General features: G+C 69.8%; 15 protein-coding genes. 9 read left to right on the top strand and 6 right to left on the bottom strand.

Translation table 11 applies throughout. The features are described 5' to 3' along the window. Window positions 1-107 precede the first annotated feature (107 nt). Complete coding sequence (locus ACSJD1_RS06945; RefSeq protein ID WP_438854589.1) at window positions 108-548, bottom strand: MarR family winged helix-turn-helix transcriptional regulator; 441 nt, start codon at window positions 546-548, stop codon at window positions 108-110. A 10-nt stretch (window positions 549-558) separates the two neighbouring features. Next, the gene (locus tag ACSJD1_RS06940; RefSeq protein ID WP_438854588.1) at window positions 559-2,286 is read right to left on the bottom strand and encodes an MDR family MFS transporter; all 1,728 of its coding nucleotides are present in this window, start codon (window positions 2,284-2,286) and stop codon (window positions 559-561) included. A gap of 362 nt (window positions 2,287-2,648) precedes the next feature. Here ACSJD1_RS06940 and rplJ point away from each other — a divergent pair, with 362 nt between their 5' ends. After that, on the top strand, window positions 2,649-3,164 hold the full coding sequence (gene rplJ / locus ACSJD1_RS06935; RefSeq protein WP_129234139.1) for a 50S ribosomal protein L10: 516 nt from the start codon (window positions 2,649-2,651) through the stop codon (window positions 3,162-3,164). 50 nt (window positions 3,165-3,214) lie between these two features. After that, window positions 3,215-3,604: a 50S ribosomal protein L7/L12 gene (gene rplL / locus ACSJD1_RS06930; protein ID WP_127792363.1), complete on the top strand. Its 390-nt coding sequence runs from the start codon at window positions 3,215-3,217 to the stop codon at window positions 3,602-3,604. Between the two features lie 158 nt (window positions 3,605-3,762). Here rplL and ACSJD1_RS06925 read toward each other — a convergent pair whose 3' ends face one another. Next, a complete protein-coding gene (locus ACSJD1_RS06925) occupies window positions 3,763-4,344 on the bottom strand; it encodes a peptidoglycan-binding domain-containing protein (protein ID WP_438854587.1) in 582 nt (193 codons plus the stop codon). A 177-nt stretch (window positions 4,345-4,521) separates the two neighbouring features. Then, the gene (locus tag ACSJD1_RS06920) at window positions 4,522-5,586 is read right to left on the bottom strand and encodes a LacI family DNA-binding transcriptional regulator (protein ID WP_438854586.1); all 1,065 of its coding nucleotides are present in this window, start codon (window positions 5,584-5,586) and stop codon (window positions 4,522-4,524) included. A 193-nt stretch (window positions 5,587-5,779) separates the two neighbouring features. Between ACSJD1_RS06920 and ACSJD1_RS06915 the strand changes: the two genes are divergently transcribed. The 4 genes from ACSJD1_RS06915 to ACSJD1_RS06900 all read left to right on the top strand — a co-directional run bounded on the left by ACSJD1_RS06915 (window position 5,780) and on the right by ACSJD1_RS06900 (window position 11,357). Beyond that, the gene (locus tag ACSJD1_RS06915; RefSeq protein ID WP_438854585.1) at window positions 5,780-7,138 is read left to right on the top strand and encodes an ABC transporter substrate-binding protein; all 1,359 of its coding nucleotides are present in this window, start codon (window positions 5,780-5,782) and stop codon (window positions 7,136-7,138) included. Window positions 7,139-7,249: 111 nt separating this feature from the next. After that, window positions 7,250-8,218: a carbohydrate ABC transporter permease gene (locus tag ACSJD1_RS06910; protein ID WP_438854584.1), complete on the top strand. Its 969-nt coding sequence runs from the start codon at window positions 7,250-7,252 to the stop codon at window positions 8,216-8,218. Next, window positions 8,215-9,207 (top strand): carbohydrate ABC transporter permease, encoded by a 993-nt coding sequence (locus ACSJD1_RS06905; RefSeq protein WP_438854583.1) that lies wholly within the window; start codon window positions 8,215-8,217, stop codon window positions 9,205-9,207. Before ACSJD1_RS06910 ends, ACSJD1_RS06905 begins: the two co-directional genes overlap by 4 nt. 212 nt (window positions 9,208-9,419) lie before the next feature. After that, on the top strand, window positions 9,420-11,357 hold the full coding sequence (locus ACSJD1_RS06900; protein ID WP_438854646.1) for an ABC transporter ATP-binding protein: 1,938 nt from the start codon (window positions 9,420-9,422) through the stop codon (window positions 11,355-11,357). 60 nt (window positions 11,358-11,417) lie between these two features. Here ACSJD1_RS06900 and ACSJD1_RS06895 read toward each other — a convergent pair whose 3' ends face one another. Both ACSJD1_RS06895 and ACSJD1_RS06890 read right to left on the bottom strand, forming a co-directional pair. Then, window positions 11,418-12,107: a DUF305 domain-containing protein gene (locus ACSJD1_RS06895; protein WP_438854582.1), complete on the bottom strand. Its 690-nt coding sequence runs from the start codon at window positions 12,105-12,107 to the stop codon at window positions 11,418-11,420. Further along, a complete protein-coding gene (locus tag ACSJD1_RS06890) occupies window positions 12,104-12,775 on the bottom strand; it encodes a DUF3105 domain-containing protein (RefSeq protein WP_438854581.1) in 672 nt (223 codons plus the stop codon). Before ACSJD1_RS06890 ends, ACSJD1_RS06895 begins: the two co-directional genes overlap by 4 nt. Window positions 12,776-13,070: 295 nt before the next feature. On the opposite strand from ACSJD1_RS06890, the gene ACSJD1_RS06885 reads away from it, so the two are divergent. From ACSJD1_RS06885 to ACSJD1_RS06875, 3 genes are all read left to right on the top strand, one after another. Further along, entirely contained in the window at window positions 13,071-14,504 is a 1,434-nt protein-coding gene (locus tag ACSJD1_RS06885; protein WP_438854645.1) for a sugar porter family MFS transporter, read from the top strand. Window positions 14,505-14,682: 178 nt separating this feature from the next. After that, entirely contained in the window at window positions 14,683-16,050 is a 1,368-nt protein-coding gene (locus tag ACSJD1_RS06880) for a cystathionine beta-synthase (protein ID WP_438854580.1), read from the top strand. 13 nt (window positions 16,051-16,063) lie between these two features. Further along, on the top strand, window positions 16,064-17,224 hold the full coding sequence (locus tag ACSJD1_RS06875; RefSeq protein ID WP_438854579.1) for a cystathionine gamma-synthase: 1,161 nt from the start codon (window positions 16,064-16,066) through the stop codon (window positions 17,222-17,224). Window positions 17,225-17,235 lie beyond the last annotated feature (11 nt).

Here is a 17,235-nt window from a genome sequence, read left to right as displayed (position 1 = left end):
CGAGCCGCCGACCGACGGTTCGCGGCATCTCGGCGCCGACCCCGTGGGCGCCCCGGAACGGCGAACGGCCCGCCCCGGTGGGGGACGGGCCGTTCCGGCGGCGGGGTTCAGCCCTCCGCGACGATGCGCAGCACGTCGGCGAGCGAGCGCAGCTCTCCGACCGACCGGCCCGCGAGCGCGTTGCGGAGACGGGCCTGGTTCGCCGAGCGCACGCTCGCGACCCGATCCCGAGCCTCCGCGGTCGGCACGAGCACCCGGGCCCGGCCGTCGCGCTCGTCGGCCCGGCTCTCGACGAGGCCGAGTTCCTCGAGCTGCCGGATCTGCCGGCTGATCGCGCTCTTGTCCATGTCGTAGAGCTCGGCGAGCGCATGGGCGTTCGTCGAGCCGGCGCGCACGATGCTGCTGAGCAGCTTGTACCCGGCGGGCTGGAGTTGGGGGTGCACCAGCTTCGCCGACTCGGCCCAGACGATGCGCGCCCGGTTGAAGACGATGCCGAACTGGTCCTCGACGGCCGCGATGGCGGCGTCGAGCTCGGGGTCGGCGGTCATGAGGGCCATGTTAGCGACGCGGCTCCGAGGCATCGGCCCGGCCGACCGACGCCACCGAACCCGTGGCCGTCGACACCAGCTCGCGACGGGCCCCCGCGTCGAACGACTCGGCCGACGGGACCGGTGCGCCGATCTCGGCCTCGGCGAGGTCGATGATCGCGTCCTCCGCCTCGTCGGCGAGCGACTCGGCGGCGGTCTTCGTCGAGAGGGGCCGGTTCGGCAGGAAGGCGATCGCGATGAGCGACAGCACGGCGAGCGGCACGGCGATCCAGAACACGTCGGCGATGCCGTGGCCGTACGCCGACTCGATGATCACGCGGATCGTGTCGGGGAGCTCGTGCACGTTCGGCACGGCGCCGCCCGAGAGACCCTGCAGCGCCTCGACCTCCTCGGGAGTCGACGGCACGAAGCCCTCGAAGCCCGTCGCGATGTGGTCCTGCACCTGGGTGGCGAGCAGCGAGCCCATGGTCGTGACGCCGATGGTGCCCGCGATCGAGCGGAAGAAGTTCACGTTCGAGGACGCCGCACCGAGCTGCGACACCGGGGTGTCGTTCTGCACGACGAGGGTGAGGTTCTGCATGACCATGCCGAGGCCCGCGCCGAGCACGACCATCGCGACGCTCACCCAGAGGTAGTCGCTGTCGTACCGGAGCGTGGTCATCAGGTAGGTGCCCGCGACCGTCAGCAGCGCGCCGAGGACCATGAAGCCCTTCCACCTGCCGAAGCGGCTGATGAGCGCGCCGATGAGGATCGAGGCGCCCATCTGCCCGACGATCATCGGGATCGTCATGAGGCCGGACTCGGTGGGGGTCGCGCCGCGCGCGAGCTGGAAGTACTGCGCGAGGAAGACGCTCGTCGCGAACATGGCGACGCCGATGGAGATCGACGCGATCACCGCGAGCGTGAAGGTGCGGTTCCTGAACAGGGCCATGGGCACGATGGGCTCGGCCACGAGGAACTCGACGACGATGAAGGCGATGAGGGATGCCGCGGCGACGCCGATCATGACGAAGCTCGTCACCGAGTCCCAGTCGAACTGGTTGCCGCCCATGGTGACCCAGACGAGCAGCAGCGAGACGCCGACGGCCATCAGGATCGCGCCGACGTAGTCGATCTTCACCGCGCGCTTCGGGAGCTGGGGCAGGTGCAGCGTCAGCTGGATGAGCACGAGCGCGATGACCGCCAGGGGGATGGGGAGGAAGAAGTTCGCGCGCCACCCCCACGCGTCGGTGACGACGCCGCCGAGGAGCGGTCCGCCGATGGTCGCGACGGCCATGATGCCGCCGACCACGCCCATGTACTTGCCGCGCTCGCGCGGCGAGATGATGAGCGCGACGATGATCATCACGAGCGACATGAGCCCACCGGCGCCGAGGCCCTGGATGACGCGGACGGTGATCAGCGTCGTCGTGTCCTGCGCGAATCCGGCGATCGCGGTGCCGACGACGAAGAGCGAGATCGCCAGCTGGAGCAGCACCTTGCGGTTCACGAGGTCGGCGAGCTTGCCCCAGATCGGGGTGGAGACGGCAGTGGCGAGCAGGCTCGCGGTGATGACCCAGGTGTACGCGGCCTGGTCGCCGCCGAGGTCGGCGATGATGCGGGGCATCGAGGTCGAGACGACCGTGCCCGAGAGCACCGCGACGAACATCGTGACAATGAGGCCCGAGAGGGCGATGAAGACTTCGCGCGGCGTGCGCGTGGGCGCCTCGACCGAGGCGGTGGGAGCTGCTGCTGACAAGAGAGTGGTGTCCTCCGAGAAAGTTGATCAGCGTCAACCATAGGTAAGTAGTTGAGCGTTGTCAACTTTGGATGTCGGTCAACTATTCCCGTCAAGGGGAACCGGGCCGATTTGGCGTCGCTGGCGGCATCCGCTACCCTTGTCGGAGCCGAAGACCGCTGGTTGTCGTGTTCGCGTGCGAATCCGACCGAAGTCCTGTGAGAACAGGTGCCCGCGCAGGTGTGACGAAGACTTCCCGGTTCCGACCGGTCCGAGCTCCGCGCAACTGCGCCGGAGCTCTTTTTCTTTCCCATGAGTTTCAACCAGCGCTCCGAGGCCGTGCATCGCCACCGCGGTGCATGCAGAAGACACAAGGAGTGGCCATGGCGAACAAGGAAGCCTCGGTTGCCGAACTCACGAACCTCTTCGAGAGCTCGACCGCCGTTCTGCTGACTGAATACCGCGGCCTCACGGTTGCCCAGCTCAAGCAGCTGCGCACGTCCATCCGTGAGGACGCGAGCTACGCCGTGGTGAAGAACACGCTGACCAAGATCGCGGCGAACAACGCCGGCATCTCGTCGTTCGACGACGAGCTCGCCGGTCCGTCGGCGATCGCATTCGTGCACGGTGACCCGGTCGCCGTCGCGAAGGCTCTGCGCGACTTCGCCAAGGCGAACCCCCTCCTCGTGGTCAAGGGCGGCTACTTCGATGGCAAGCCCCTGACCGCCGAAGAGGTAGGCAAGCTCGCCGACCTCGAGTCCCGCGAAGTGCTGCTGGCGAAGCTCGCCGGTGCCTTCAAGGCCTCGCTGTTCGGAGCCGCATATCTGTTCAACGCACCGCTCTCGAAGGCCGTTCGCACGGTCGACGCGCTGCGTGAGAAGCAGGAGTCCGCTGCGTAGGCGCGAGCCTCTCAAGCGGTGAGTTACCAGGAAATCTAAGGAGAAGAATCATGGCGAAGCTGTCCACTGAGGAGCTGCTCGAGCAGTTCAAGGGCCTGACCCTCATCGAGCTCTCGGAGTTCGTCAAGGCGTTCGAGGAGACCTTCGAGGTCACCGCGGCCGCCCCGGTCGCCGTTGCCGGCCCCGCTGCCGCAGGCGGCGGCGCCGCTGCCGAAGAGGTCGAGGAGAAGGACTCCTTCGACGTCGTCCTCGAGGCTGCCGGCGACAAGAAGATCCAGGTCATCAAGGTCGTCCGCGAGCTCACCTCGCTCGGCCTCGGCGAGGCCAAGGCCGTCGTCGACGGTGCTCCCAAGGCCGTGCTCGAGGGCGCGAACAAGGAGACCGCCGACAAGGCGAAGGCCGCCCTCGAGGAGGCCGGCGCGACCGTCACCCTCAAGTAATCGCCGCCCTCGAGGAGGGCAGCGGACTGAGGGCGACCGTCACCCTCGAGCAATCGCCGTCCTTCGAGGAGGGCCGCAGCTCGAGGTGACCTGCGTCACCTGAATACACGGATGCCCCGTGCCGATTCGCTCGGCACGGGGCATCCGTCGTTCCGGCCTCAGTCGTGCTCGCTCCGGACGAGCAGCGCCTCGATCCCGGCGTACGTGTTGGGCCCGGGGACGCCGTCGATCGGGCCCGAGTAGCCCCCGCGCTGGGCGATCCGCTGGATGCCCCGCCAGGTGTTCGGGCCGGGGGAGCCGTCGATCGGGCCCGTGTAGCCGGCGCCGGCCATGATCGTCTGGATGCCGCGCCAGGAGTTCGGCCCCATGACCCCGTCGTAGGGTCCGAAGTACCCGCCGATGCGGCCCATCGTCTGGAGTGCGCGGTAGGTGTCGGCGTCCGGGATGCCGTCGACCGGTGCGACGTAGCTGAACGGCGAGAGCAGCCGCTGCACGCCCTTCCAGGACTCCACCCCCATCACGCCGTCGACCGGACCGGCGTAGCCGCCGAGCGCGGCGAACCGCTGGAGCGCCCGCCAGGTGTTCGCGCCGGGTGCTCCGTCGATCGCGCCGGTGTACCCGTACCCCGTGACCAGCCGCTGGAGCGCCCGCCAGGTGTTCGGTCCGGGGCTTCCGTCGTTGGGTCCGTCGTAGCCGCCCCCGCGGGCCAGCCGTTGCAGTGTGATTCCCTCGGCGCTCATCATGCCCTCCCTCGTCCGAGCCGGGCCTCGTGCCATCCGCTCGGTACCGGATGACGGCCCGCGGCGAACGATACGGACGACTGGGCGGGGTCGCGCCCGGGCAGGCACTGAGGTGCGGCACGGGTCGCCCCGGAGCGGCCTCCGGCATCCCGCACGTGGACGGGCGTCGACCGCGTGTCAGCGCGCGACGAGCGGCCGTGACGAGGGTGCCGTCGTGCTGCTGCGCACCACGAGCCGCGTCTCGAGCGGTCGGTCGAAGTCGGGGAGCCCGTCGGGCGTGATGGGGTCGGCGTCTCCGGTCGTCTCGCCGAGGAGCCGCATGACCGCGTCGACCGCGTAGCGGCCCTGCACGCGCGGGAACTGCTCGATCGTGGTGAGGCCGAACAGCTCGGCGTGCTCGTGCCCGTCGAAGCCGACGATCGAGAGGGATCCGGGCAGCGTCATCCCGAGTCGTTCGGCCGCGCGCATCGCGCCGAACGCGATCTCGTCGGACGCCGCGAAGATCGCGGTCGGACGGGTCGCCGGATGGCCGAGGAGCTGGAGCGCGGCGTCGTACCCGCCGGGGACGGTCATCTCGGCCTCCACGATGCCGTCCGGCTCGCCGACCGGCCGGAGTCCGGCCCCGCGCATCGCGTCGGCGAAGCCCGCGCGGCGGAGTGCCTGCACGCTGCGCGCCGCGGACCCGGCGCCGGCTCCGGCGAGGTGCGCGATGCGCTCATGGCCGAGGTCGAGCAGGTGCTCGGTCGCGAGACGCGCCGCGCCGCGGTCGTCGATGGCGAGGCGAGGCGCGCCGGGGCCGGTGCCGCCGAGGGCGACGATGGGCTTGCCCCGGGCCTCGATGACCTCGACCTCGCGCTTCGCGAGGTCGACGCCCACCGCGATGACGGCGTCGACGCGCTTGCGCGCGAGGAAGAAGTCGAAGACGCGGTCGCGCTCCGGCCCCGCGATGGCGAGGTTGTAGAGCGTCAGGTCGTACCCGGCGGCGAGCAGGGTGCGCTCGATGCCCTCGAGCACTTCGCCGAAGAACCAGCGATTGACGAACGGGATCACGACGCCGACGTTCTTGGTCCGTCCCGTGACGAGGCTCGCCGCGTTCGGCGAGGCGATGTAGCCGATCTCCGAGGCGGCCTCCACGACGCGGCGACGCGTCTCGTCGGAGACGTAGCCGCGTCCGGTCAGGGCACGCGAGGCGGTCGACTTCGAGACGCCCGCGAGGCGCGCGACGTCCGAGATCGCGGTCATCACGCTCCCTCCGTCGGGCTTGCGTCGGAGTGTACGCGAATCGCCCTTCGTGTGGAACCGGTGCCACACTCGCGGCATCCGTCATCCGATCGTGACCCGCCGTGCCCTTGCCCAGCGCTGCTGCGGTCGCCTAGCGTGGGGTCTGGAACCGGTTCCCGGTTCCGCCCTGCACCACACTCAACGAGGAGATGACATGAGACTCACACGGCATCGCCGTTGGACGGGCCCGGTCGTGGTGGCCGCTGCTGCCGGCCTGGCGCTCACGGCGTGTACCGGCGACATCGCGAACGAGGACGCGGGCGACGTCGACTGCGCCGACTACGAGGAGTACGGCACGTTCGACGGTGCCGAGGTCACCATCGGCGGCACGATCCTCGACCTCGAGGCCGACCGGCTGGTCGAGTCCTGGTCCGATTTCGCCACCTGCACCGGTATCTCGATCGACTACCAGGGCTCGAGCGAGTTCGAGGCCCAGATCGCAGTGCTCGCCGAGGGCGGCAACGCGCCCGACATCGGCATCGTCCCGCAGCCCGGCCTGCTCCAGCGTCTCGCCGCGGGCGGATGGCTGATCCCGGCGTCCGAGGGCGTCGAGGCGAACGTCGACGAGTTCTGGTCCGAGGACTGGAAGAACTACGGCACGGCCGACGGCACGTTCTACGCCGCTCCGCTGATGGCGAGCATCAAGGGCTACATCTGGTACTCGCCGGCGGAGTTCGAGGACAAGGGCTACGAGATCCCGAAGACGCTCGACGAGCTGACCGACCTCTCGCAGACCATCGCCGACGAGGGCGACCACAAGCCCTGGTGCGTCGGCCTGGAGTCGGGCGAGGCGACCGGCTGGCCGGGCACCGACTGGGTCGAGGACTACATGCTCCGCCTGCACGGTCCCGACGTGTACGACCAGTGGGTGACCCACGAGATCCCGTTCAACGACCCGCAGGTGGCCGAGGCCTTCGACGCGGTCGGCGAGTACCTGAAGAACGACGACATGGTCAACGGCGGCATCGGCGACGTGTCGACGCAGATCACCGAGGCGTTCCAGACGGCCGGCCTGCCGATCCTCGACGGCGAGTGCTCGCTGCACCACCAGGCCTCGTTCTACGAGACCTTCTGGAACCCCGAGGGTGGGGATGAGAACACCGTGGCCTCCGACGGCACCGTGTTCGCGTTCCTGCTCCCGCCGGTGAACGCCGACGACCCGCTGTCGGTGACCGGCGGCGGCGAGTTCCCGGTCGCCTTCCGCGACGCCGAGGAGGTCGAGGCGGTGCGCACGTACCTCTCGAGCGACCTCTGGGCGAACAACCGCGTGAGCCTCGGCGGCGTCATCAGCGCCAACAAGGGCGTCGACCCCGAGAACGCGTCGAGCGAACTGCTCGTGCAGTCCATCGAGATCCTGCAGGACCCCGAGACCACGTTCCGGTTCGACGGTTCCGACCTGATGCCCGGTGCCGTCGGCGCCGACTCCTTCTGGAAGGGCATCGTGGCGTGGGTGAGCGGTGACAGCACCGAGTCGGTGCTCGACACGATCGAGGCGAGCTGGCCCAGCAGCTGATCGTCCGCGCGCCGCGCGCGTCCCGCGGGTCGCACGCGGTATGACCGAGGGGCGGGGTTCGGTACCCCGCCCCTCGGAACCCCCAGATTCAACGACGAACCGGGAGGCATGATGACCTCGGGCGACCTGCTCGGCAAGATCCTTCAGGTGGTGATGGGGCTCGCGATCTTCGCCGCGATCATCGGCCTCCTCATCTTCTTCATCGACAAGGCCCCGAAACGGGGCCGCGACTACTGGCAGCTGGCCGGGTTCCTGGCCCCTGCGCTCATCTTCCTCTCGGTCGGACTCGTCTATCCGGCGATCCGCACCTCGATCCTCGCGTTCCAGGATTCGAGCGGCGCGTGGACGATGGACAACTTCATCTGGACGTTCACGCAGCCCGCGGCGATCCGCACACTGATCAATACGATCATCTGGGTGCTGATCGTCCCGACCGTCTCGACGGCGGTCGGCCTCGCGTACGCGATCTTCATCGACCGCTCCCGAGGGGAGAAGTACTACAAGGTCATCCTCTTCATGCCGATCGCGATCTCGTTCGTGGGCGCTGGAATCATCTGGCGGTTCGTCTACGAGTACAAGTCGGCCGGTCGCGAGCAGATCGGCCTGCTGAACGCCATCGTCGTGCTCTTCGGCGGTGAGCCCGTGCAGTGGCTGCAGACCGATCCGATCAACACCCTCCTGCTGATCATCGTGATGATCTGGATCCAGACGGGCTTCGCGATGGTCCTGTTGAGCGCCGCGATCAAGGGCGTTCCGACTGAGCAGATCGAGGCGGCGCAGCTCGACGGCACCAACGCGTGGCAGCGGTTCATCAACGTCACGATCCCCGGCATCCGGGGTGCCCTGGTGGTCGTGATCACGACGATCTCGATCGCGACGCTGAAGGTCTTCGACATCGTCCGCACCATGACCGCCGGAAACTTCAACACCAGCGTCATCGCGAACGAGATGTACACGCAGGCGTTCCGCGCGAGCGAGATCGGACGAGGGTCGGCCCTGGCGCTGATCCTCTTCCTCCTCGTGATGCCGATCGTCATCTACAACGTCAACGTCCTCCGGAAGCAGAGGGAGATCCGATGAGCAGCGTCGCCCCAGCCGACCTCCCGGTCAGCAGAGACAAGGGATCCCTGGAAGCTGCCGAGGAGGCGGAGTACGGGACCACCAAGACGGCTCGCGTCAAGAAGCGCCTGACGTCGCGGACCGCGACGGTCGCGGCGCTCGTCATCGCGATCCTCTGGACGATCCCGACCTTCGGGCTGTTCATCTCGTCGTTCCGTCCGGCCGAGCTGATCCAGACGACCGGATGGTGGACGATCTTCCAGAACCCGGGCTTCACGTTCGACAACTACGCCGAGGTGCTGCTCTCGCCGTCGGCGTCGTCGCCGCAGCTCGGCGCGTACATCGTGAACTCCATCGCGATCACGCTCCTCGGAACGCTGATCCCGCTCGTGCTCGCGACCATGGCCGCGTACGCGTTCGCCTGGATCAAATTCCGCGGTGCCAACGCGCTGTTCATCTTCGTGTTCGCGCTCCAGATCGTGCCGTTGCAGATGGCGCTCGTGCCGCTGCTCCAGATCTTCTCGACCTGGCTGCGGCCGATGCAGGCGTGGCTGCACGACGTGATCCCGATCATCCCGGAGCAGAACTACGCACCGGTGTGGCTCGCGCACGCGATGTTCGCCATGCCGCTCGCGATCTTCCTGCTGCACAACTTCATCGCGGAGATCCCGGGCGACGTCATCGAGGCCGCGCGCGTCGACGGAGCCACGCACGGGCAGATCTTCTTCCGGATCGTGCTGCCGCTGGCCACCCCGGCCATCGCGTCGTTCGCGATCTTCCAGTTCATCTGGGTGTGGAACGACCTGCTCGTGGCGCTGATCTTCTCCGGCGGCACACAGGACGTCGCGCCACTCACCCAGCGATTGGCGGAGTTGACCGGAACGAGAGGCCAGGCGTGGGAGCTCCTCACGGCGGGCGCCTTCATCTCGATCGTCATCCCGTTGATCGTGTTCTTCAGCCTGCAGCGCTACTTCGTGCGGGGACTCCTGGCGGGCGCGACGAAGGGCTGATCGAACCGGGCGGATGCCTCCGCATCCGCGGCGCGTCGACGGGGCGGATGAGGCGGCATCCGCCCCGTCGGTCGTACCCGGCACCCTCGACACCGGCTGGTCCGGTCACCCGACGCCCCACCCGAGGGTCACGCCCTCGGCGAACGTGAGCGCACGAGCGGGCTCGCGCGGCCGTGGGGTCGGCGCCCGCGCCTAGGCTCGATCGCATGAGCATGCATGGGAGTGCACCGGGCGGCTCGCCCGGGCGCATGGGAGGCCGACCACGCGGCCGGATCAGCGCGGCCGACGAGGGCGCGCAGCGCGCCGAGAACGCCGAGGCGCCGAAGATCCCGCACCTCATGCGTCGCATCGCCGCGCTGTTCGCCCCGCACAGGGTCGCGCTCTCGGTGACCGTCGCGCTCGTCCTGGTCAGCGCGGCGCTCAGCGTCATCCCGCCGCTGCTCACCGAGCGCGCGTTCGACGACGGGTTGTTCCCCGTCGGCCCGGACGGCCAGGTCACCGGTCCGAACCTGCCGGTGCTCACGAGCATCGTCGTCGCCATGCTGACCGTGTTCATCGTCTCGTCGCTGCTCGGCGTGTGGCAGACCTGGCTCACCGCGACGGTCGGCAACAAGGTCATGGGCGCGCTGCGCGTGCGCATGTTCACGCACCTGCAGTCCATGGAGCTCAGCTTCTTCACGCGCACGAAGACGGGCGTCATCCAGTCGCGGCTGCAGAACGACGTCGGCGGCGTGGCATCCGTGCTGACCAACACCGTCTCGAGCGTGCTCGGCAACACCGTGACCGTGCTCGCCGCGTTCGTGGCCATGCTGCTGCTGAACTGGCAGCTCACGCTGATCGCCCTCGTGCTGCTCCCGGTCATGGTCGTGGCGCAGCGTCGGGTCGGCCAGGTGCGCGCCCGCATCGCCGCGAAGACCCAGGAGTCGCTGTCGGAGATGACCGCGATCACGCAGGAGACGCTGTCGGTCTCCGGCATCCTGCTCTCGAAGAGCTTCACCCGCCAGCGCAGCGAGATCGCGCGGTACGGCGACGAGAATGCGAACCAGATCCACCTGCAGGTGCGCCAGCAGATGACGGGCCAGTGGTTCTTCGCGATGGTCGGCATCTTCATGTCTGCGATCCCGGCGATCGTCTACCTCGTGTCCGGCTGGCTCATTACCGGCGGCACCACCGACATCTCCGCGGGCACCATCGTGGCGTTCACGACCGTGCAGGCCCGCCTGCTGTTCCCGCTGATGGCGCTCATGCGCGTCGCGCTCGACCTGCAGACCTCGGGTGCGCTGTTCGCGCGCATCTTCGAGTACCTCGACCTGACGCCCGCGATCACCGATGCGCCCGACGCACGGCCGGTGCCTGCGGCGGCGACGGCGGATGCCTCGGGCCGCCCCCTCCTCGGCCGCGTCGAGTTCGACCACGTCTCCTTCCGATACCCCGACGCCGACGACGACGGACGACCCACGCTCGACGACGTGTCGTTCACGATCGAGCCGGGCCAGTACGCGGCGTTCGTCGGACCGAGCGGCGCCGGCAAGACCACGGTGTCGTATCTCGTGCCGCGGCTGTACGAGGCGACGGGCGGCGCGGTGCGCTTCGCCGGGGTCGACGTGCGCGACCTCGAGCACGAGTCGCTCGTGTCGAACATCGGCATCGTGAGCCAGGAGACCTACCTCTTCCACGCGACGATCGCCGAGAACCTGCGCTACGCGAAGCCCGAGGCGACCGACGCCGAGCTCGAGGCGGCGGCGCGCGCGGCCAACATCCACGACACCATCGCGTCGTTCCCCGAGGGCTACGACACCGTCGTGGGCGAGCGCGGCTACCGGCTCTCCGGAGGAGAGAAGCAGCGCATCGCGATCGCGCGCGTCCTGCTCAAGGACCCGGCGGTGCTCGTGCTCGACGAGGCGACCAGCGCGCTCGACACGATCAGCGAACGCGTCGTCCAGACAGCCCTCGACGACGCCTCGCGAGGCCGCACGACGATCGCGATCGCGCACCGGCTCTCGACGGTCGTGGCGGCCGACGTGATCTTCGTCGTCGTCGCCGGTCGCATCGCCGAGCGCGGCACGCACGCCGAGCTCATCGCGCAGGGCGGCGTCTACGCCTCGCTCTACCGGCAGCAGGCCGAGCGGCCCGAGGTGCCCACGGCCTGACCGCTGCGCCCCGCGGCAGCCCCCGCGGCGCTGAGCGGAGCGCCCTGCGCCGGGGCCGCGCTACGAGCGCTCGGCGAGCATGCCCTCCATGAGCTCGATCTCGGCCTGCTGGCTCGCGACGATCGACTCGGCGAGCGAGACCACGACCGGATACGTCGAGCGCTCGAGCACCGCCTCGGCCATGACGACCGCCCCCTGGTGGTGGGCGATCATCAGCTCGAGGAACCTCCGCTCCGCCTCGACGCCCTCGAGTTCACGGAGCTCCGCGACCCGCTCGGGGGTCGCGAGGCCGGGCATCGGCTCGCCGGGAACATGCTCGGCCTCGCCGGAGCCGTGATTGGAATGCGAGCTGCCGTCGGCGGCGGGCCGGGTCATCCACGTCATCGACGGCTCGGGACCCGCCTGAGGGAGGCCCCATTCGGCGAGCCAGCCGTACATCTGCCCGGACTGCTGCGCCTGCGTGGTCGCGATGTCGTAGCCGAGCAGTCGCACGTCGGGGTCGTCGGTCGCGTCGCGCACGATCATGGCCAGCTCGACGCCCTGCTGGTGGTGCACCTGCATGTCGCGCGCGAAGCCGGCCTCGGCGCTCGTGTTCGACGGCGTCTCCTCGCCGAGCGTCGAGAGCCGGCCGATCGCGAAGGCCGCGCCGGCGACGGCGATCAGGGCGACGGATGCCGCGAGCACGACGGCCCAGCGGCCGACGCCCGAACGGCGCGGGGGCGCGTCGCGCTCGGCGTGTCCGTCGCTCACGCGACCTTGCCGGGGCCGTCGATGGCACCGGTGCAGAGCGCGCCGGGCTCGGGCACGTTCTGGCTCTGCCAGTACTCCTCGAGGAAGTCCTCGATGCGCGGGTCGTCGACGTCGTCGACCTGGAGCTGGACGTTCCAGCCGCTCAGCACCACGGGCGAGGGCAGGCCGTCGAACGGCGAGAGGATGACGTACGTGCTCGGGAGCTTCGACCGGAGGGTCGCGACGTCGTCGTCGGAGAGGGCCTCGGGGTCGTAGGTGACCCACACCGCGCCGTGCTCGAGCGAGTGCACGGCGTTCTCGTTCGGCACCGCCTCCTCGTAGACGCCGCAGTTCAGCCAGGCCGGGTTGTGCTGGCCGCCGGCTGGCGGCGCCTGCGCGTAGTCGACGACGCCCTCGACGTGCTCGGACGCGTTCTCGAAGGTCTCGACGCCCTCGATCTCGGCGCCGTCGCCTCCGGCCGTGTAGTTCGCGGCGCGCGGCGCGAGCACGACCGAGGTGACGATGAGGGCGACGATCGCGAGGCCCACGCCCACGGAGCTCCAGATCGCGATGCGGCGGTTGCGCTTCATGCGCGCCTCCCGCTTGCGGTACTCCTCGAGCTTGCGCTCGCGTTCCGCAGCGCGCTGCTGCTTGACGGTGGGCTTCTTTCCGGGCTGGGTCGCGCTCACGCGGGGCCTTCCTCGAGCGGGGTGGAGGTACGGGACGGGGTACTCAATACGAACGTATCGGGCTGGGAGAACGCCGTCACCTGCGAGGCTCCGCCCTCGCGCCGCCGGGCGGGACTAGCATTCGGAACGTGCCGGCGCGGGGGCGACCGCGTGCGGACCGCTCGGGCCGGTCCGGGTCGGATGCCGGCGGGGGAGGTCGGGGCGCGTGAGCGAGCACATCGATCGGCCGGGGGGCGAGTCGGCGGCCGGGGAGCCGGGCGGGTCCGACGAGAGCGATGCCGGCCGGGGCAGCGGCCTGAATCGGAGGGTCATCGCGCTCGCCGTGGCGGGCGCGGTCGGCGGCTTCCTGTTCGGCTTCGACTCGTCGGTCGTGAACGGCGCGGTCGACGCGATCGAGCAGGAGTTCGGCCTGTCGGCCGGCCTGACGGGCCTCGCGATCGCGAGCGCCCTGCTCGGCTGCGCCGTCGGCGCCGAGCTCGCGGGCCGGCTCGCGGACCGGTTCGGCCGCATCCCCGTGATGATCATCGGGGCGAGCCTCTTCCTCATCTCCGCGATCGGGTCGGGCCTGGCGCTCGGCGTCTGGGACCTCATCGTGTGGCGGGTGATCGGCGGCCTCGGCATCGGGATCGCCTCGGTCGTCTCGCCGGCGTACATCGCGGAGATCTCGCCGCGGCGCGCGCGCGGGCGATTGGCCTCGCTGCAGCAGCTCGCGATCGTGTTCGGCATCTTCGCCGCGCTGCTCTCCGACGCGGTGTTCGCGTGGGCGGCGGGCGGCGCCGCCGAGCCCTTCTGGTTCGGGCTCGACGCGTGGCGCTGGATGTTCCTCGCAGGCATCGTGCCGAGCGTCGCGTACGGGCTCATCGCGTTCTCGCTGCCCGAGTCGCCGCGCTACCTGGTTCGCGTCGACAAGGAGGACGAGGCGAGGGCCGTGCTCGAGCGGATCCAGCCGGGCGAAGTGGAGCGCGCGGTCCGCGACATCCGGAACACCATGAAGGCCGACGCCGAGGCGAAGCAGGCCAAGGGCGCGCTGCGCGGGCCGGTGTTCGGGCTCCGCGGCATCGTCTGGATCGGCATCCTGCTGTCGGTGTTCCAGCAGTTCGTCGGAATCAACGTCATCTTCTACTACTCGACGACGCTGTGGAGCGCAGTGGGCTTCGACGAGTCGAACGCCTTCGCGATCAGCGTGTTCACGTCGATCACGAACATCCTCGTCACGTTCGTCGCGATCGCGCTCGTCGACCGGGTCGGCCGTCGGCCGTTGCTGCTCGTCGGTTCGGCGGGCATGGCGGTCTCGCTCGCGACGATGGCGCTCGCGTTCGCGAATGCGACCGGTTCCGGCGAGGACCTCTCGCTCCCCGGAGCCTGGGGACCCGTGGCGCTCGTCGCCGCCAACCTCTTCGTCGTGTTCTTCGGCTTCTCGTGGGGCCCGCTCGTCTGGGTGCTGCTCGGCGAGATCTTCCCGAACCGGATCCGGGCCCGTGCACTCGGGCTCGCCGCCGCCGCGCAGTGGATCGCGAACTTCATCGTGACCGTCACCTTCCCGCTGCTCGCGGACGTGTCGCTGCTGCTCACCTACGGCATCTACGCGACCTTCGCCGCGCTCTCCTTCTTCTTCGTGCTCGCGAAGATCCCGGAGACGAACGGCATGTCGCTCGAGGAGTCCGACACGCTCCTGCCGCCGAAGGGGTCGGCGCGGCGCCGGAGCGGTGCCGCCACGACCGGCCGGTGAGCGCACGTCGCGTCTGCGCCGCCGGGCTGCCGCGAGGCATCCGTCATTCGCTAGGCTGGCCGGGTGAGCCTCTCGTGCCGGTGTTGTCGTCGCTGACTGAGCGACCCCCATCCCTCGCGTCGGCCGCCGAACGGGCGCCCCTCTCGACGCACACGACACCAAGGAACGAGCCAGCGGAATGAAGTACGCAGCCCACATCACCGATCTCGTCGGCAACACGCCCCTCGTCAAGCTCAACCACGTGACCGAGGGCGTGACGGATGCCACGGTGCTCGTCAAGCTCGAGTACCTGAACCCGGGCGGCTCCTCGAAGGACCGCATCGCGCGCAACATCATCGACGCGGCCGAGCGCGAGGGCAAGCTGAAGCCCGGCGGCACGATCGTCGAGCCGACCTCGGGCAACACGGGCGTCGGCCTCGCGCTCGTGGCGCAGGAGCGCGGCTACCGCTGCGTGTTCGTCTGCCCCGACAAGGTCTCCGAGGACAAGCGGAACGTGCTGCAGGCGTACGGCGCCGAGGTCGTCGTGACGCCGACCGCGGTCGCGCCCGACAGCCCCGAGTCGTACTACGGGGTGTCCGACCGGCTCGCCCGCGAAATCCCCGGCGCCTTCAAGCCAGACCAGTACTCGAACCCGAACGGCCCGCTCTCGCATTACGAGACGACCGGTCCCGAGATCTGGCGCGACACCGACGGAAAGGTCACGCACTTCGTGGCCGGCGTCGGCACGGGCGGCACGATCACGGGCACCGGCCGGTACCTCCGCGAGGTGTCCGGTGACACGGTGCGGATCATCGGCGCCGACCCCGAGGGCTCGGTGTACTCGGGCGGCACCGGACGGCCCTACTTCGTCGAGGGCGTCGGCGAGGACTTCTGGCCGACCGCCTACGACCCCAGCGTGCCGCACGAGATCATCGCGGTCACCGATGCCGAGTCGATCGAGATGACGCGCCGGCTCGCGCGCGAGGAGGGGATCCTCGTCGGCGGGTCGAGCGGCATGGCCGTCGTCGCGGCACTGAAGGCCGCGGCATCCGCCGGGCCCGACGACGTCTTCGTGGTGCTGCTTCCCGACTCCGGGCGCGGCTACCTCGGCAAGATCTTCAACGACAAGTGGCTGCGCGCCTACGGCTTCGGCAACGCGCCCGCTGGGCACACGATCCGCGACATCCTCGCGGCCAAGGCCGATCGCACCGCACCGCTCGTCTACGTGCACCCGAACGACACGGTGCGCGAGGCGATCGACCGCATGACCGAGACCGGAGTCTCGCAACTCGTCGTGCTCTCGGCCGAGCCGCCCGTCGTGCTCGGCGAGGTGGTCGGCGCGCTGCACGAGGACGAGCTGCTCGAGCAGGTGTTCTCGGGCCGCGCGAAGCTCACCGACGAGGTCGCGGCGGTGGTGGGCGACCCGCTGCCGCTCATCGGCGTGAACGAGCCGGTCGCGACCGCGCGCCAGGCGTTCGGCGAGGCGCCCGCCATGCTCGTCACCGACGGCGGCAAGGCGCTCGGCGTGATCACGCGCACCGACCTCCTTTCGTACCTCTCCTCCTGAAGGGCCGGGAACCATGCAGCACGACGCAGGCTTCGACACGCGCGCGATCCACGCGGGCCAGGAGTTCGACCCCACGACGGGCGCGGTCATCCCGCCCATCCACGTGACCTCGACGTATGCGCAGGACGGCATCGGCGGCCTCCGCGGCGGGTACGAGTACTCGCGCGGCGGCAACCCGACGCGCACCGCGCTCGAGACCCAGCTCGCGGCGCTCGAGGGCGGCATCCGCGGGCTCTCGTTCGCGTCGGGCCTGGCCGCTGAGGACGCGCTGCTGCGCACCGTGCTGCAGCCGGGCGACCACGTCGTCATCGGCAACGACGTGTACGGCGGCACGCACCGGCTGATCCGCCGCATCTTCGGCGACTGGGGCGTGCGCCACTCGACCGTCGACACGAGCGACCTCGACGCGGTCCGCGATGCGATCGAGCTCGGCACCACCAAGGTGCTGTGGGTCGAGACGCCGTCGAACCCGCTCATGAAGATCTCCGACATCGCGGCGCTCGCCGAGCTCGGCGACGAGGCCGGCCTCACGGTGGTCGTCGACAACACGTTCGCGAGCCCGGCGTTGCAGCAGCCGATCTCCCTGGGCGGGCATGTCGTCGTGCACTCGACGACGAAGTACCTCGGCGGTCACTCCGACGTGGTCGGCGGCGCGCTCGTGTTCGCGCCCGGGCAGGAGGAACTCGCCGAGCGCGTCGGCTTCACGCAGTTCGCCGCCGGTGCGGTGTCGGCGCCGTTCGACGCGTTCCTCACGACGCGCGGCATCAAGACCCTGGGCATCCGGATGCAGCGGCACAGCCGGAACGCCCTCGCGATCGCCCGGCGGCTCGACGAGCACCCTGCGGTCGCCCGCGTGCTCTACCCCGGCCTCGAGTCGCACCCGGGGCATGCACTGGCGGCGCGGCAGATGTCGGGCTTCGGCGGAATGGTGTCGATCGACCTCGTCGGCGGCGGCGAGGCCGCGCGGCGCTTCGCGGAGTCGACCGAGCTGTTCACGCTCGCCGAGTCGCTCGGCGGCGTCGAGTCGCTCGTCAACTACCCCTCGGAGATGACGCATGCCTCGGTCAAGGGCACCGAGGCCGAGGTCCCCGAGTCGATCGTGCGCCTGTCGGTCGGCATCGAGGACGTCGACGACCTGCTCGCCGACATCGACGGTGCGCTCGGGCGGGTCTAGCCGCTCGCACC

The organism is Agromyces excoecariae, from assembly GCF_051715505.1.
In the GTDB taxonomy this organism is placed as follows: domain Bacteria; phylum Actinomycetota; class Actinomycetes; order Actinomycetales; family Microbacteriaceae; genus Agromyces.
Note: the sequence above shows the minus strand (reverse complement) of the source record. Positions and strands in the feature narration are given on the sequence as shown.

Excerpts from the sequence above, each read along its gene's own strand:
- ACSJD1_RS06880 (WP_438854580.1), top strand. The coding sequence starts at position 14,683 with ATGAAGTACGCAGCCCACATCACCGATCTCGTCGGCAACACGCCCCTC.
- ACSJD1_RS06920 (WP_438854586.1), bottom strand. The coding sequence starts at position 5,586 with ATGACCGCGATCTCGGACGTCGCGCGCCTCGCGGGCGTCTCGAAGTCG.
- ACSJD1_RS06910 (WP_438854584.1), top strand. The coding sequence starts at position 7,250 with ATGACCTCGGGCGACCTGCTCGGCAAGATCCTTCAGGTGGTGATGGGG.
- ACSJD1_RS06925 (WP_438854587.1), bottom strand. The coding sequence starts at position 4,344 with ATGAGCGCCGAGGGAATCACACTGCAACGGCTGGCCCGCGGGGGCGGC.
- rplJ (WP_129234139.1), top strand. The coding sequence starts at position 2,649 with ATGGCGAACAAGGAAGCCTCGGTTGCCGAACTCACGAACCTCTTCGAG.
- ACSJD1_RS06900 (WP_438854646.1), top strand. The coding sequence starts at position 9,420 with ATGCATGGGAGTGCACCGGGCGGCTCGCCCGGGCGCATGGGAGGCCGA.
- ACSJD1_RS06915 (WP_438854585.1), top strand. The coding sequence starts at position 5,780 with ATGAGACTCACACGGCATCGCCGTTGGACGGGCCCGGTCGTGGTGGCC.
- ACSJD1_RS06875 (WP_438854579.1), top strand. The coding sequence starts at position 16,064 with ATGCAGCACGACGCAGGCTTCGACACGCGCGCGATCCACGCGGGCCAG.
- ACSJD1_RS06905 (WP_438854583.1), top strand. The coding sequence starts at position 8,215 with ATGAGCAGCGTCGCCCCAGCCGACCTCCCGGTCAGCAGAGACAAGGGA.
- rplL (WP_127792363.1), top strand. The coding sequence starts at position 3,215 with ATGGCGAAGCTGTCCACTGAGGAGCTGCTCGAGCAGTTCAAGGGCCTG.
- ACSJD1_RS06945 (WP_438854589.1), bottom strand. The coding sequence starts at position 548 with ATGACCGCCGACCCCGAGCTCGACGCCGCCATCGCGGCCGTCGAGGAC.